Source organism: Stenotrophomonas sp. Sm10 (assembly GCF_030985515.1).
GTDB lineage: Bacteria > Pseudomonadota > Gammaproteobacteria > Xanthomonadales > Xanthomonadaceae > Stenotrophomonas > Stenotrophomonas hibiscicola.
In genome coordinates this window covers 12,705-25,964 of sequence record NZ_JAPTFO010000013.1, presented here as the reverse complement: position 1 = coordinate 25,964, position 13,260 = coordinate 12,705, and the positions used below count along the sequence as shown (strand labels likewise).

Here is a 13,260-nt window from a genome sequence, read left to right as displayed (position 1 = left end):
GCCGCGCGTCAGCCCCGGCTCATGCCGCCCCATCGAAGCGGTACAGGTCCATGGCCAGGAAACCGGCGTCGATGCCGGCGTCGATGCGGCGTGCGCCGAAACCACCCTCGCCGGCCGCGCCCATCGCAAAGAACAGCGGCAGCAGGTGCTCGTCGGTCGGGTGCGCACGTTCGGCGAATGGCGCCTGCCGGCGGTAATCCAGCAGGGCCTGGCGGTCATCAGCGGCCAGCCGCTGCTCCACCCACTCGATGAAGGGCCGCACGTATGGCGCTTCCTTGCCGTCCTGGTAGTCGCCCCAGTCGTGCAGGTTGTGGGTGATGCTGCCCGAGCCGACCAGCAGCACGCCTTGTTCGCGCAGTGGTGCCAGCGCGCGGCCCAGCGCGAACTGATGCTCGGGGCCGAGCAGCGGCTGGATCGACACCGGCACCACCGGGATGTCGGCCTGCGGGCGCAACAGCCGCAGCGGTACCCACGCGCCGTGGTCGAGGCCACGCTGCGGATCGATGGCCACTGGCAGTCCTGCGGCGGCGATGCGGCCGGCCACTTCTTCGGCCAGTGCCGGGTCACCCGGCGCCGGGTACTGCAGTTCGAACAGCGCGCGCGGGAAGCCGCCGAAATCGTGGATGGTTGGCGGCTGCGGATGCGCCCCGACCAGCGGCTGCCGGCCCAGCCAGTGCGCCGAGGCCATCACGATGGCGCGCGGCGTGGGCAGGTCGCGCGCCAGCTCGGCCAGGCGCACACCAACCTGGCCCGGATGCAGGGCAGTCATCGGCGAACCATGGGAGATGTACAGCGAAGGCAGGCGGGACATGGAATTCTCCAGTTGCAGGATCAGGCGGCGATCAGCGCGAACGCAGGGTCCACTTGCCATCGCCGACCAGGAACAGCACCACCAGCGCCAGCGCCCAGAACGCCGGGTATTCCCAGCCGCCGCCGGCATTGGCGAAACCGAAGCCGTTGGCGCCGTGCACGGTGACGATGGTGCCCAGCAGCAGCGGCACGCCGACCAGGCCCACCCAGCGCGCATAGATGCCCAGCAGCAGCGCGACAGTGATCACCAGCTCGACGCCGATGGTGAGGTAGCCGAGCACGCCGGGCAGGCCCAGCGACTCGAAGAACGCTGCCGTGCCGGCCGGGGTGAATACCAGCAGCTTGGTCAGCGCATGGACCAGGAACAGCACGCCCAGGGCCAGGCGCAGCAGGGCGGCGCCATACGGGGCCAGCGGCGAATCAGGAGCGGTCGTGGCGTGCATCGGAAAGCACCTTGAAGGGAGTGGGCTCAGGTTATTGCGCCTTCACGGGCCGATAAATACGATCGATTGACCGTATTTATTTCAGAAGGCGCAACAATGGACACCCTCGAGGCGATGCGCGTGTTCGTGGCGGTGGTCGAGCGCAACGGCTTCAGCGCCGCCGCCCAGGCCTTGGACATGTCCACCGCCGGCGTTACCCGCCAGGTCGCCGCGCTGGAAAAGCGCTTGTCCACCCGCCTGCTCCATCGCACCACGCGGCGGGTCAGCCCCACCAGCACCGGCGCCGCCTACTACGCCCAATGCGTGCGCCTGCTGGCCGAGTTCGACGCGCTGGAGGCCAGCATCGGCGCGCAGGCGCTGGAGCCCTCCGGCACGCTGCGCATCAACGCGCCGGTCAGCTGGGGCATTGCCCGCCTCGGTCCGTTGCTGGCCAGCTACCGCGAACGCTTCCCGCAGGTGGAACTGGACCTGGCCTTGTCCGACCGCCTGGTGGACATGGTCGAGGAAGGCTACGACGTGGCCATCCGCATCACCCGCGAGCCGGGCCCCACCCTGATCGCCCGCCGCCTGGGCGAATCGCGGGTGAGCCTGTGCGCCGCGCCGGCCTACCTGGCCGGCCCCGGCGCCCCCCCCCCCCCCCCCCGCCTGCAGGCGCACGCGTGCCTGGGCTACAGCTACTGGGCCGCTGGCAACCACTGGCCGTTGCAGGGGCCCGCAGGCGAAGTAAAGGTCGCGGTGAACAGCCTGCTGCACGCCAACAACGGCGACGTGCTGCGCGAAGCGGCGATTGCCGGCATGGGCGTGATCCTGCAGCCGGATTTCCTGCTGGAAGACGCGTTGGCCGATGGCCGGCTGCTGCGCGTGCTGCCCGAATGGGAGGCCGCCCCGATCGGCATCTTCGCGGTCTATACCAGCCGCAGCCACCTGGCACCGAAGGTGCGCAGTTTCATCGACCATCTGGTCGAAGCCGGGGTGTAGCCGAACCTGGTGCTTGCCGGCCTGCGGCCGGCACTACCGTCATGCTTCGGCCGGGTAGTGCCGGCCGCTGGCCGGCCAATACGAACCCGATCAGGCGGGGACTTCATCCAACGCGTCGATGATCCGCTCCAGCGGTGCCGGCCGCCCCAGCAGGTAACCCTGCACCTGGTCACAGCCGTGCGCGGCCAGCCAGTCCAGCTGCCCCGGTGTTTCCACGCCTTCGGCAATGATGGTCAGGCCCATGCTGTGGCCCAGCGACAGCAGCGCGCGACAGATCGAGGCGTTGCGTGGATTGGTTTCCACGTCCGCCACGAAGCTGCGGTCGATCTTCAGGATGTCCAGCGGCAGGTGCTGCAGGTAGGACATGCTGGAATAGCCGGTGCCGAAATCATCCAGCGACACGCTGATGCCCTGCTCATGCAGGCGCTGCATGGTCTGCATCGCCTGCGCCGGCTTGCGCATCAGGCTGCTCTCGGTCAGCTCCACGTGCAGCGCACCGCGGGCCAGGCCGAATTCCTGCTGGGCGCGGGTGAACTCGGCCACCAGGTCGCTGTTGAAGAACTGCACCGCAGACACGTTGACCGCGATCGGCAGCTCGCCCCACCCGGCGTCGACCAGACGGCGCTGCGCCTTCGCCGCGGCGCGGATCACCCAGCGGCCCAGCGCCAGGATCAACCCGGTGTCCTCGCACAGCTGGATGAACTCGTTGGGCGGGATGAAGCTGCCATCGGCCTGCGGCCAGCGCAGCAGGGCCTCCAGCGCGGCCGGGCTGCCATCACCGGCATGCCGGATCGGCTGGAAGTACAGCTGGAACTCGTTGTCGATAGCGGCATGGATGCGCCCGGCCAGGCGCAACCGATCGGCCAGCCGCGTGGTCACCGCCGCATCGAACCAGACCACCACGTTGCCCTCGGCACGCGCCGCGTGCGCGGCCTGCGCAGCCATGCCGATCACCTGTTCGGCGCCATGGCCGTCACCGGCGACATGCACGGCCACGCCGATACGCGGCTCGAACTGGTGCAGCGAGTCCTTGCCGCGCATCGGCGCCGACACGATCTGCAGCAGGTCGTCCAGCACGCGCTGGGTATCGTGCCCGGCACCAATGGCCAAGACGAAATCTTCGGCCGGCTGGAACGCCAGCGTGCCATAGCGCGCGCCCAGGCCCCCGAGCCGGGTCGCCATCGACTGCAGTACCGCATCGCCGATCTCGCGGCCAAGCGTATCGGCCACCAGCTGCAGGCCGCGCAGCTGCACGAAGGCGATGGTATAGCCCTCGCCCTGCCCATCCAGCTGTTCGGTCAGGGCGCGCACATTGAGCAGGCCGGTGGCCGGGTTGTGCCGTGCCTGGTAGGCCAGGTCGCGCTCGTAGGCCAACCGTTCGCTCACATCCTCGGCCAGCACCAGGCACGCGGGCTGTCCGTCGAAATCGAGTTTGGACAGGTGTGCGCGCACCTCGAACACGCTGCCGTCCTTGCGCCGGTGCAGGCGCACGGTCGCGTCCGGAGGATCGCCCACCTGTGCGCGCTGGATGGCACCACGCACCTCGTCCCAGCCCTCGCGCGGGCGGATGTCGAGGATGCTCATCGCCAGGAACTCGTCGCGGCTGTAGCCGTACTGGCGCACGGCGGCATCGTTGACCTCGATGAAGCGCAGCGTGTCCGGGTCGAATACCCAGAACGGCGCCGGATTGCGGTCAAACAGCAGGCGGAAGCGGCGTTCCACTTCGCTCATCTGCTCGCGCGCCTGATAGCGTTCGCTCAGGTCGGTCAGCGCACCGATCATGCGCCGCTCGCTGTCGGCCACTTCCACCCGCTGCCCACGTGCCCCGACCCAGCGCACCTCGCCTCCGGGCAGCACCAGGCGGAATACCTGGTCGAGCACCGCGCCGCCGGCGAAGGCCTGGTCGAAGGCCTGCTGCAGGCGTGCGGCGTCGTCGCGATGCACGCGTGCGAAGAAGTCGGCCACCGGCAGGGCATCGGTCTGCACGCCGAAGATCTCGCGCGCCAGGGGTGACCAGCGCAGCAGCGCGGCATCCTCGTCCACGTACCAGGTGCAGACACGCCCGACCTGGTGCGCAAGGCGCAGCTCGGCGTGGCCGGCCTTCAGCTCTTCGGCCATCGACTGCTGGCTGCGGGTGGTTCGGCGCACCGCATACAGCAGCACCAGCAGCACCACGATGTAGGCCAGTACGATTGCCACCGATGCCTGCAGGTAGGGCCACCACGGTGCCAGCACGTCTTCGTCGGCCAGGCCCACCTGCACCGCCAGCGGACTGCGTTCTAGCGTGCTGATGGTGAGGATGCGCGGTACGCCGTCCACCACGCCCGGCATGCTGCCCAGCTCGACCACTGCCTGCGTGCCGAGCAGGTCACGGCGTGGCAGGTCATAGCGGTGGCCCACCGTGCCATGCGGGTCAGGCACGCGGGCCAGCATGTAGCCTTCGGCATCGCTGATCGAGACCAGTCCCTTGGGGCCGACGTCGAGGCCACCGACGATGCGCTGCAGTTCGCCGCAGCGCAGCCGTGCCAGCAGCCAGCGTTCGCCGGCCATCGGCAGCGCCAGCGGGACCACCCAACCGCCATCGCTGGCCCGCTGCGGCGGGCCGATGTACAGCGCGCTGCCCTGGCCACGACGCTGCGGGTCGGTCCACAGCGGCAGCTGCAGGTCGCCCTCGCCGGCCGTCAGCGGTCGGCCATGGCGGTCGAGCACGGCGATGCTGTGCAGTTCGGCATGCCGGCCCAGCACCCCGCCGATGGATGCATCCAGCAGGGCCGGCGCCTGCGCCGGCACGCTGCGGAACAGCTCGGCGGCGTCGGCGGCGATGCCGGACATGGCCCGCTCCAGGTTGCGCAGTTCCAGCGCCAGCAGGCGCTCGCTGCCCACCGCCAGCGCGCGGCTCTGGCGCTGCGCCGCTTCCAGACGGCGGTGGTAGTCATTGACCAGCATGAGGGTCAGCCCGGTGACCAGCAGCACGCCCAGCAGCACTCCGCCCCAGGTAATGGCGCGCAGCGGCCGGGCCAACGCGCGTTTCAGCGCGGGCATCGGCGGGTGTTCCTTGTGCAGTCGGCTGGCTTCATGCGCGAACGAATCCTCCACGTCCCCGACCTCAACGGCCGGTGGACGCCATTCTTGACGCCTGACCCGCCCCCGCATGGCCACCTCCCCGTGTCCGCGCAGGGTTCCAGGGTCCAGCATGCACCACGTCGCTCACGGCGTGAAGGTCGGTTCCACGTGTTCAGCCAGATCCTGCACAGCACAGGACGCAGCACAGGGCCGCCAGGCGGGCCGGCGCAGATTAGACTTGGCGTTTTCCGCCGCAAGAGAAGTCCATGTCCAAGCTGCGCCGTCCCACCCTGGCGCTGGCCATCGTTGCCAGCCTGTCCCTGGCCGCCTGTGACCGCCCGGCCGAGCCGGCCGCCACGGCCACCGCGCCGGCCGATGCCACCCCCGCTGCGGCCAAGCCGATGCTGGGCAGCTTCGGCTTCGATGCCAGCGGCATGGACCGCAGCATTGCCGCCGGCGATGACTTCTTTGGCTTCGCCAACGGCACCTGGGTCAAGAACACCGAGATTCCGGCCGACCGGTCGCGCTTCGGCAGCTTCAACGTCATTGCCGAGAAGACCCTGGCCGACACCCGCGCCATTCTCGAAGGGGCCGCCGGCAACACCCAGGCCAGCGGTGACGACAAGCTGATCGGCGATTACTACGCCGCTTACATGGACGAGGCCGGCATCGAGCAACGCGGCGTTGCACCCGTGGAGCCGCAGCTGAAGGCGATCGATGCCATCACCGACAAGGCCGGCCTGGCACGCGCCCTGGGCGGCGATGTGCGCGCCGACGTCGACCTGCTCAATGCGACCAACTTCTACACCGACCGCCTGTTCGGCCTGTGGGTGTCGGTGGACCTGCTGCAGCCGGACCGCAATGCGCCCTACCTGGTGCAGGGCGGCCTGGGCATGCCCGACCGCGATTTCTACCTGGGCGGCGGCCGCATGGCCGAACTGCGCAAGCAGTACCAGGCCTACATCGCACAGATGCTGCAGCTGGCCGGGGTCGCCGATCCGGCCGGCAAGGCACAACGCATTCTCGCGCTGGAGACGAAGATCGCGCAGGCACATGCCACCCAGGAAGAAACCAATGATGTGACCAAGGGTGCCAATCCCTGGACCCAGGCCGACTTCAATGCCAAGGCGCCCGGCATGGACTGGAACGCCTTCCTCGACGCGGCCGCGCTGGGCAAGCAGCAGGACTTCATCGTCTGGCAGCCCAAGGCCGTGGCCGGCCTGTCCAGGCTGGTCGCCACCGAGCCACTGGAGGTGTGGAAGGACTACCTGGCCTTCCACGCGCTGGACCGTGCCGCCGCCTACCTGCCGAAGAAATTCGCCGATGCCCGCTTCGCCTTCCACGGCACCGCGCTGAGCGGCACGCCGCAGCAGAGCGATCGCTGGAAGCGCGCGGTGGACGACGCCAACCACGCAGTGGGCGAAGCGATCGGCAAGCGTTACGTCGAAAAGCACTTCGACGCGAAGACCAAGGAACGCGCGGACGAGATGGCCAAGAACATCATTGCCGCCTTCGCCAAGCGCATCGACGCGCTGGCGTGGATGTCGCCGCAGACCAAGGCGAGCGCCAAGGCGAAGGTGGCCGGCCTGACCGTGGGCATGGGCTATCCGGAAAAGTGGCGCGACTACACCGGCCTTGAGATCCGCCGTGATGACCCGCTGGGCAATGCACAGCGCGCCGAGCTGTTCGAGTACCAGCGCAACATCGCCAAGCTGGGCAAGCCGGTCGACCACGGCGAGTGGGCGATGCTGCCGCAGACCATCAACGCGATGAATGTGCCGCTGGAAAACCGCCTGGTGTTCCCGGCCGCGATCCTGCAGCCGCCGTTCTTCGACGGCGCCGCCGACGACGCCGTGAACTATGGTGCGATCGGCGCCGTGATCGGCCACGAGATCAGCCACGGTTTCGACAACGCTGGCGCACTGTTCGATGAAACCGGCAAGCTGCACAACTGGTGGACCGCCGAGGACCTGAAGCAGTTCAACGCCGCCGGCGATGCGCTGGCCGCGCAGTTCAGCAGCTACGAGCCGTTCCCGGGCGTGCATGTGAATGGCAAGCTGACCCTGGGCGAGAACATCGCCGACGTGGCCGGCCTGGGTACCGCCTACGACGCCTACCAGCTGTCGCTGCAGGGCAAGCCGGGCCAGACCCTGGAAGGCTTCACCCCGGACCAGCGCTTCTTCCTCGGCTTTGCCCAGGCCTGGCGCAGCAAGAGCCGCGAGCAGGCGCTGCGCAACTCGCTGCTGACCGATGTGCATGCACCGGGCCAGTTCCGCGCACTCACCGTGCGCAACATCGACGCGTGGTACCCGGCGTTCGACGTGAAGGAAGGCCAGAAGCTGTACCTGGCCCCGGACAAGCGGGTCAAGGTGTGGTGATGTAACCGGAACGGGCGCCGCAAGGCGCCCGTTTCACTTGCGGGTAGCTGCCAACCTTGGTTGGCACATGCCCCGCTCCGGTGGGTGCCAACCTTGGTTGGCATGGCGCGGATCTACCTGCCGGTGGTGGCAACCATCAGCAAAGCACTCCCCGCCAACACCGCCGCAGCCCACAGCGTGGCGTGCAGCCCGATGCCATCCAGCAGCAGTCCACCGCCCCACGCCCCGAGCGCGATGCCGATGTTGAATACACCCACATACAGCGCGGTGGCGATCTCCACGGCCTGCGGCACCGCTTTCATCATCCAGCTCATCAGGCCCACCGATACACCGCCATAGGCCAGGCCCCACAGCAGCAGCACCGCGATGCCAGCGGACGGTGTGTTTCCCACCCACAGGAACAACAGCGGCGTCAGCATCAGGCCCGATGCGATCGCCAGCACCGTGCCACGTGGATGGCGTGCTGCCAGCGGCCCGGCGATGAAGTTGCCGGCGATGCCAGCCAGGCCGTAGGCAAACAGCAGTGCACCGATCCACGACGCATCCATGCCGGAGAGGCACGTCAGCAGCGGCCGCACATAGGTGAAGGCGATGAAGTGCCCGGACACCAGCAGCACGGTCAGCCACAGGCCACGCCGCAGGTCGCGCTGGCCAAGCTGCTGTACGAACTGCCGCAGCCGCACCGATGTACTGACAGGCAACGCAGGAACGACCCGCAGATGCAGCAGCATCACCGCCGCACTGAACAACGCCAGCGCCACGAACGCGCTGCGCCAGCCCAATGCATCCCCGATCAGCGCGCCCAGCGGCACGCCCAGCACCGATGCCGCAGCCACGCCACCGAAGATGATCGAGGTGGCCAGGCCCATGCGCTGCGCAGGTACCAAGCGCGCTGCCAGCCCACCGGCGATGGCCCAGATGCCGCCCATGCAGAACCCCACCAACACGCGCGCGGCCAACAGCCAGCCGATGCCCGGTGCCAGTGCCGATGCAAGGTTGGCGACCAGCAGCAGCCCCAGCAGCGCGCACAGGATGCGGCGACGATCGATGCCACCGGCTGCGATCACCACCAGCGGTGCGAACAGGGCCGCCAGCAGGGCCGGCAGCGAGATCATCAGACCGGCGGTACCAGTGGATGCGCCGAGATCTTCGGCGATAGGGGTCAGCAGGCCCACCGGCAGCATTTCAGTGGTGACCACCGAGAAGGTGGCGAGGCCGACGGCGGAAACTGCCCACCACGGATGGCGGGGCACAAGCGCGGCGTGCGCAGGCGATGAACCGCTCACGGGATGATTCCTCCAGGGGATGTGGATGCAGCAGACGGGCGCAGTGCACGTTGCGCGAGCATGGCGAACAGCAGCACGCCACCGCCTGCCAACAGCGCAACGACAAAGCCGCTGCGCACGCCCCCCGCATCGACGCTCTGGCCGGACAGCGCCGCGCCCAGCGCCACGCCGATGTTCAAACCGGCCAGCAACCAGGTCATGCCCTCGGTCAGGCGCGATTCGGGCACGTGCTGTTCGACCAGCGACATCGCCACGATCATCGTCGGCGCGAAGAACACCCCGGCCAGCAGCACGGCAAAGGCCAGTGCAGGCAGGTTGCCCACCCACAGCAACGGCAACGTGGTCAGTGCGGTGGCCGCTGCGCCGGCCAGCAACAGGCGCGGCAACGGTGCCTGCAGCTTCAGGGCACCGAACAGCAGGCCCGCTGTGCAGCTGCCCAGCGCATAGGCCGACAGCACTGCACTGGCGGCAAGCGGCTGGCCCCGCTCTTCGGCGAACGCCACGCTGGTGATGTCGACGGTGCCCACAATCACGCCCATCGCCAGCATCAGCAACGCCAGCAAGCGGATCTCCGGCTGCCGCAGCAACGAACGCGAGGGTGCGGCACCTTCGCGATGCTGCAGCGGCGGCTCGGTGCCACGCTGCATTACCAGTGCGGCCGCTCCAATCACCAGCAGCAACGCTGCCGCCAGCACGCCCGCCTGCGGCCACACCGCAACCGACAATCCCACCGACAACGGTGGCCCGGCGATGAAGGTCACCTCGTCGAACACAGTCTCCAGCGAATACGCGGTCTGCAGCTGCGCGCGTCCGCGATGGATCGCGGTCCAGCGCGCGCGCACCATCGCCGACACGCTGGGCATGCAACCGGCCAGCATCGCCGCAATGAACAGCGTCCAGTCCGGCGCAGCCAACAGCGTGCACGCGACCAGCAACAGCAGCCCCGCCGCACTGGCCGCAGTAGCCCATGGCAGCACCCTGCCCTGCCCGCGCCGGTCAACCCAGCGCGACACCTGCGGTGACAGCAGCGCGTAGGTCAGCACGAAGGTGGCCGACACCGCACCAGCCAATGCATAGCTGCCGCGCAGCTGCGACAGCAGGGTGATGATGCCGATGCCGGTCATCGGCAGCGGCAGGCGGGCCAGCAGGCCGGCCAGGGCGAGGCCGGCGGTGCCAGGGGCAGCGAACAGGTCGCGGTAGGGGGTGGCCATCAGGATCTCCAGGGCAGCGGCTTGCCTGGCGCACCCGGCGCCACGACAATACATACAGAGCGTATGAATAAGAGGCTACATTCATACGCTTCGTATGTAAACAATCATGCATTGTGTATCTAAGGAGTTCCGGATGGTCCGTCGCACCCGCGCCGAGATGGAAGAAACCCGCGCCACCCTGCTGGCCACCGCCCGTCGCGTCTTCAGCGCGCATGGCTATGCCGCCACCTCGATGGATGACCTGACTGCCCAGGCCGGGCTCACCCGCGGTGCGCTGTATCACCACTTCGGCGACAAGAAGGGCCTGCTGGCGGCGGTGGTCGCCCAGCTGGATGCCGAGACCGACCAGCGCCTGCAGGCGATCAGTGACAGCGCCGACGATGCCTGGGAGGGCTTCGTGCAGCGATGCCGCGCCTATCTGGAGATGGCGCTGGAGCCGGAGATCCAGCGCATCGTGCTGCGCGATGCACGTGCGGTGCTCGGTGGCGCCTCACCGGAATCGCAGCGCCACTGCGTGCACTCGATGCAGCGGTTGATCGAACAGCTGATCACGCAGAGCGTGGTAGCACCGGTGGACGCGCAGGCGCTGGCGTCGCTGATCTACGGCAGCCTGGCCGAGGCCGCGTTCTGGATCGCCGAAGGAGAGGATGGTGATGCGCGACTGCGTCAGGCGACGGCGGCGCTGGACGTGTTGTTGCGTGGGTTGAAGTCGGCGGGGTAAGGCCCATCCACGCATGGCGTGGATCTAATGCGGAATCCGCTCGGGTAGATGCCAACCTTGGTTGGCGCTTCCGCGGCACCGCGTGAAAGGCGTGCCAACCAAGGTTGGCACCTACCAGGCAACCGCAGGCCACTCGCGCAGGATCTCCACCGGCACGCCCATGCGCGCGCAGGCGCGGCTGGCCAGGCCATCGGGCAGCGCGCGGCGGAACAGCGGCGCCATGCCCTGCATCAACTTCGCTGAAGCTGCCGCCTGCGCACGCTGGCGTCCACTGCGCTCGAGCATGCCCTCGGCCCAGTCCGGCAGCAGCGCCGCGCCTGCACCCAGGAACACCTCGCGCGACAGCCCCGGCACCGGTACCGGCAGGCGCACGCCGGACAGCACCTCCAGCACTTCACGCGAGCGCTCGTCCACACGCAGCTCCGGTTGCCGCGCGCAGAAGTACGCCGCCACTTCCGCTTCGCTGCACGGCACATCCACTGCACCCAGCGCCTCGGCCACACGGCGGTACTCATCGTAGTAGCGGTCGGCGATGTCCCCCGGCAGCTCGCGCCCATAGCGGCGGAAACCCTGCAGGAACCCGAAGGCTTCGGTCACGTGCACCCAGGTCAGCAACTGCGGATCGTCGGCGGCGTAGGGCTCGCCCTGCGCGGTCTGGCCGCGGATCCGTGCATGAATACGGCGCACCTTGGCCACCAGCGCCTCCACTTCGCCAGTGGGCGCGTAGCTGGTGCCGGCAACGAAGGCGGTGGTGCGGCGCAGGCGTCCCACCAGGTCCTGGCGGAAATTGGAGTGGTCGTAGACCCCGGCCAGCGCGCGTGGGTGCAGTGTCTGCAGCATCAGCGCGCACAGGCCACCGGCGAGCATCGAGGGAAATTCGGCGTGCAGCCGCCAGGTGACGCTGTCCGGGCCGAACCAACCCGGGTCGCCCTGCGGATGGTCGTAGTCGATGCCACTCTGGCCGCGCGGGAAGGCGTCCAGTACCCAGCGCCGGATCGGCGCGGTGACGGGGCGGTAGAGTCGCTGCAGCAAAGCCGGCATCACGGGTCCAGGAAAGTCGGAAGAACGGTCGCATCTTGCGCGGTCGGCCCCGATTCTCTGCGATCACGGCGCAGGCGGCGAGCCTCCACGCTCAGCGACCGTTTCATGTGCGGCCGCAGCACGTTTCACCCTGCGACATCCTGTCGCAGGCTGTGACCGCGATGATGCAATGCATCAATTTTCACCCCCGCCGGGCAAACCCTTGCGTCGCTTGGCATTGCCCCCGTTGCACCGCCCGCTGGAAGTGCTAGAACTGGACCCGCCACACCGTCCAATGCTGATCGACGCACGTTCCACAAGGAGCCAGCCATGATTGCCTTGTTCAAGGGTTTGGGAATTCTGCTTCGCGACAACGAGCTCTACAGCAGCCCGTTCGACAAACAGGTGGCGCACTGGCGCAACCTCAGCGAGCAGCAGATCCGCGATGAAGTGGCGGTGCTGGCCCAGGCCAAGTGCCAGTGGCTGATCGCATCGATCATCGGCTGGCAGGCAGCCTCTCTGCTGATCCTGGGCCTGATCGCCAACTACCTGTGGCGCGATGACTTCCATATCACCTTCACCCGCGTGGTGATCGTGTTCGGCTCATGGGTCTCGATCCTGTTCGTGATCTGGTTCATGGCCAACATGTTCGATCAGCAGGCCGGCTTCGAGCGCTGGATGAAGGCCTTCAACAGCCGCGCCCGCATCAGTTCCAAGGCCGACAGCGTGGAGCACGTGGCCGAGGCACTGGACCTGGCCGAGCACTACCCGGAAGTGCTGGACTACAAGCAGGCGGTCACCACCAAGCGCGAACTGCGCCACGAGGACATCCGCATCATGACCGAGATCGGGCGGATGAAGCAGCACTCGGAGCTGGTCGGACGCCTGAACCACGTCGGCGAAACCGAACACCATCACGAGCTGACGCTGCAGCCTGCCTACTGACCCTTCAGCGAAGCGGGGGGATCCACACTGCCACCGTGGTCACTCGCGGTGGCAGTGTTCTATCGGGTCCTGGCTGACGCACTGGCGGAAGCCGTCGGGCAGGCCACGCATGGCCTCGGTCTTGCCTGCCGCAACCGCAAACCGACGCAGCGGCGGCGTGGTGCACGCGGCATCGGTGCTGCACGCTGGGTCCAGCACCAGGTAATGGCAGTGGCCACTGCTGCTGGCAATGCACTGAAAGCGCGCCTCGCCGTCGACCACCGTACTCTTGCTGTACAGCGTGTCCACGCCGTTGGCATGGGTGCGGGTGATCGAGGTGTTGCGGGATTTTTCGCAGCCGGCCAGTGCCAGCACGGCAACGCACGCAATCAGCAGACGGGACATGTTCATTCCTCGGTGCAGGGG

11 protein-coding genes are annotated in these 13,260 nt (G+C 68.1%); 4 read left to right on the top strand and 7 right to left on the bottom strand.

Going from position 1 to position 13,260, the window contains the following annotated elements; all coding sequences use genetic code 11:
• Window positions 1-19 precede the first annotated feature (19 nt).
• The gene (locus O0J15_RS05910; RefSeq protein WP_155028898.1) at window positions 20-811 is read right to left on the bottom strand and encodes a dioxygenase; all 792 of its coding nucleotides are present in this window, start codon (window positions 809-811) and stop codon (window positions 20-22) included.
• Between the two features lie 31 nt (window positions 812-842).
• Entirely contained in the window at window positions 843-1,253 is a 411-nt protein-coding gene (locus O0J15_RS05905; RefSeq protein WP_019660906.1) for a DoxX family protein, read from the bottom strand.
• Window positions 1,254-1,349: 96 nt separating this feature from the next.
• Here O0J15_RS05905 and O0J15_RS05900 point away from each other — a divergent pair, with 96 nt between their 5' ends.
• On the top strand, window positions 1,350-2,231 hold the full coding sequence (locus tag O0J15_RS05900; RefSeq protein ID WP_308305304.1) for a LysR family transcriptional regulator: 882 nt from the start codon (window positions 1,350-1,352) through the stop codon (window positions 2,229-2,231).
• Between the two features lie 90 nt (window positions 2,232-2,321).
• On the opposite strand, the gene O0J15_RS05895 is transcribed toward O0J15_RS05900, so the two are convergent.
• A complete protein-coding gene (locus tag O0J15_RS05895; RefSeq protein WP_171953450.1) occupies window positions 2,322-5,384 on the bottom strand; it encodes an EAL domain-containing protein in 3,063 nt (1,020 codons plus the stop codon).
• 176 nt (window positions 5,385-5,560) lie between these two features.
• On the opposite strand from O0J15_RS05895, the gene O0J15_RS05890 reads away from it, so the two are divergent.
• Window positions 5,561-7,672 carry a M13 family metallopeptidase gene (locus O0J15_RS05890; RefSeq protein ID WP_021204370.1) on the top strand — a complete coding sequence of 704 codons (2,112 nt, stop codon included), beginning with the start codon at window positions 5,561-5,563 and terminating at the stop codon, window positions 7,670-7,672.
• 113 nt (window positions 7,673-7,785) lie between these two features.
• Here the strand turns inward: O0J15_RS05890 and O0J15_RS05885 are convergent, their stop codons facing one another.
• Window positions 7,786-8,958 (bottom strand): MFS transporter, encoded by a 1,173-nt coding sequence (locus tag O0J15_RS05885; protein ID WP_308305303.1) that lies wholly within the window; start codon window positions 8,956-8,958, stop codon window positions 7,786-7,788.
• Window positions 8,955-10,169: an MFS transporter gene (locus O0J15_RS05880; protein WP_308305302.1), complete on the bottom strand. Its 1,215-nt coding sequence runs from the start codon at window positions 10,167-10,169 to the stop codon at window positions 8,955-8,957. Before O0J15_RS05880 ends, O0J15_RS05885 begins: the two co-directional genes overlap by 4 nt.
• 133 nt (window positions 10,170-10,302) lie before the next feature.
• Between O0J15_RS05880 and O0J15_RS05875 the strand changes: the two genes are divergently transcribed.
• Complete coding sequence (locus O0J15_RS05875; RefSeq protein ID WP_155028895.1) at window positions 10,303-10,890, top strand: TetR/AcrR family transcriptional regulator; 588 nt, start codon at window positions 10,303-10,305, stop codon at window positions 10,888-10,890.
• Window positions 10,891-11,001: 111 nt separating this feature from the next.
• Here the strand turns inward: O0J15_RS05875 and O0J15_RS05870 are convergent, their stop codons facing one another.
• Window positions 11,002-11,931 carry an oxygenase MpaB family protein gene (locus O0J15_RS05870; protein WP_111102073.1) on the bottom strand — a complete coding sequence of 310 codons (930 nt, stop codon included), beginning with the start codon at window positions 11,929-11,931 and terminating at the stop codon, window positions 11,002-11,004.
• A 309-nt stretch (window positions 11,932-12,240) separates the two neighbouring features.
• Between O0J15_RS05870 and O0J15_RS05865 the strand changes: the two genes are divergently transcribed.
• On the top strand, window positions 12,241-12,855 hold the full coding sequence (locus tag O0J15_RS05865; RefSeq protein ID WP_021204368.1) for a hypothetical protein: 615 nt from the start codon (window positions 12,241-12,243) through the stop codon (window positions 12,853-12,855).
• A 39-nt stretch (window positions 12,856-12,894) separates the two neighbouring features.
• Here the strand turns inward: O0J15_RS05865 and O0J15_RS05860 are convergent, their stop codons facing one another.
• Window positions 12,895-13,239, bottom strand: a complete 345-nt coding sequence (locus O0J15_RS05860; RefSeq protein WP_031270794.1) for a hypothetical protein — start codon at window positions 13,237-13,239, stop codon at window positions 12,895-12,897.
• Between the last annotated feature and the right edge of the window lie 21 nt (window positions 13,240-13,260).

Coding starts and splice junctions, on each gene's coding strand:
- O0J15_RS05865 (WP_021204368.1), top strand. CDS start 12,241: ATGATTGCCTTGTTCAAGGGTTTGGGAATTCTGCTTCGCGACAACGAG.
- O0J15_RS05890 (WP_021204370.1), top strand. CDS start 5,561: ATGTCCAAGCTGCGCCGTCCCACCCTGGCGCTGGCCATCGTTGCCAGC.
- O0J15_RS05900 (WP_308305304.1), top strand. CDS start 1,350: ATGGACACCCTCGAGGCGATGCGCGTGTTCGTGGCGGTGGTCGAGCGC.
- O0J15_RS05895 (WP_171953450.1), bottom strand. CDS start 5,384: ATGCGGGGGCGGGTCAGGCGTCAAGAATGGCGTCCACCGGCCGTTGAG.
- O0J15_RS05880 (WP_308305302.1), bottom strand. CDS start 10,169: ATGGCCACCCCCTACCGCGACCTGTTCGCTGCCCCTGGCACCGCCGGC.
- O0J15_RS05860 (WP_031270794.1), bottom strand. CDS start 13,239: ATGTCCCGTCTGCTGATTGCGTGCGTTGCCGTGCTGGCACTGGCCGGC.
- O0J15_RS05905 (WP_019660906.1), bottom strand. CDS start 1,253: ATGCACGCCACGACCGCTCCTGATTCGCCGCTGGCCCCGTATGGCGCC.
- O0J15_RS05870 (WP_111102073.1), bottom strand. CDS start 11,931: ATGCCGGCTTTGCTGCAGCGACTCTACCGCCCCGTCACCGCGCCGATC.
- O0J15_RS05910 (WP_155028898.1), bottom strand. CDS start 811: ATGTCCCGCCTGCCTTCGCTGTACATCTCCCATGGTTCGCCGATGACT.
- O0J15_RS05875 (WP_155028895.1), top strand. CDS start 10,303: ATGGTCCGTCGCACCCGCGCCGAGATGGAAGAAACCCGCGCCACCCTG.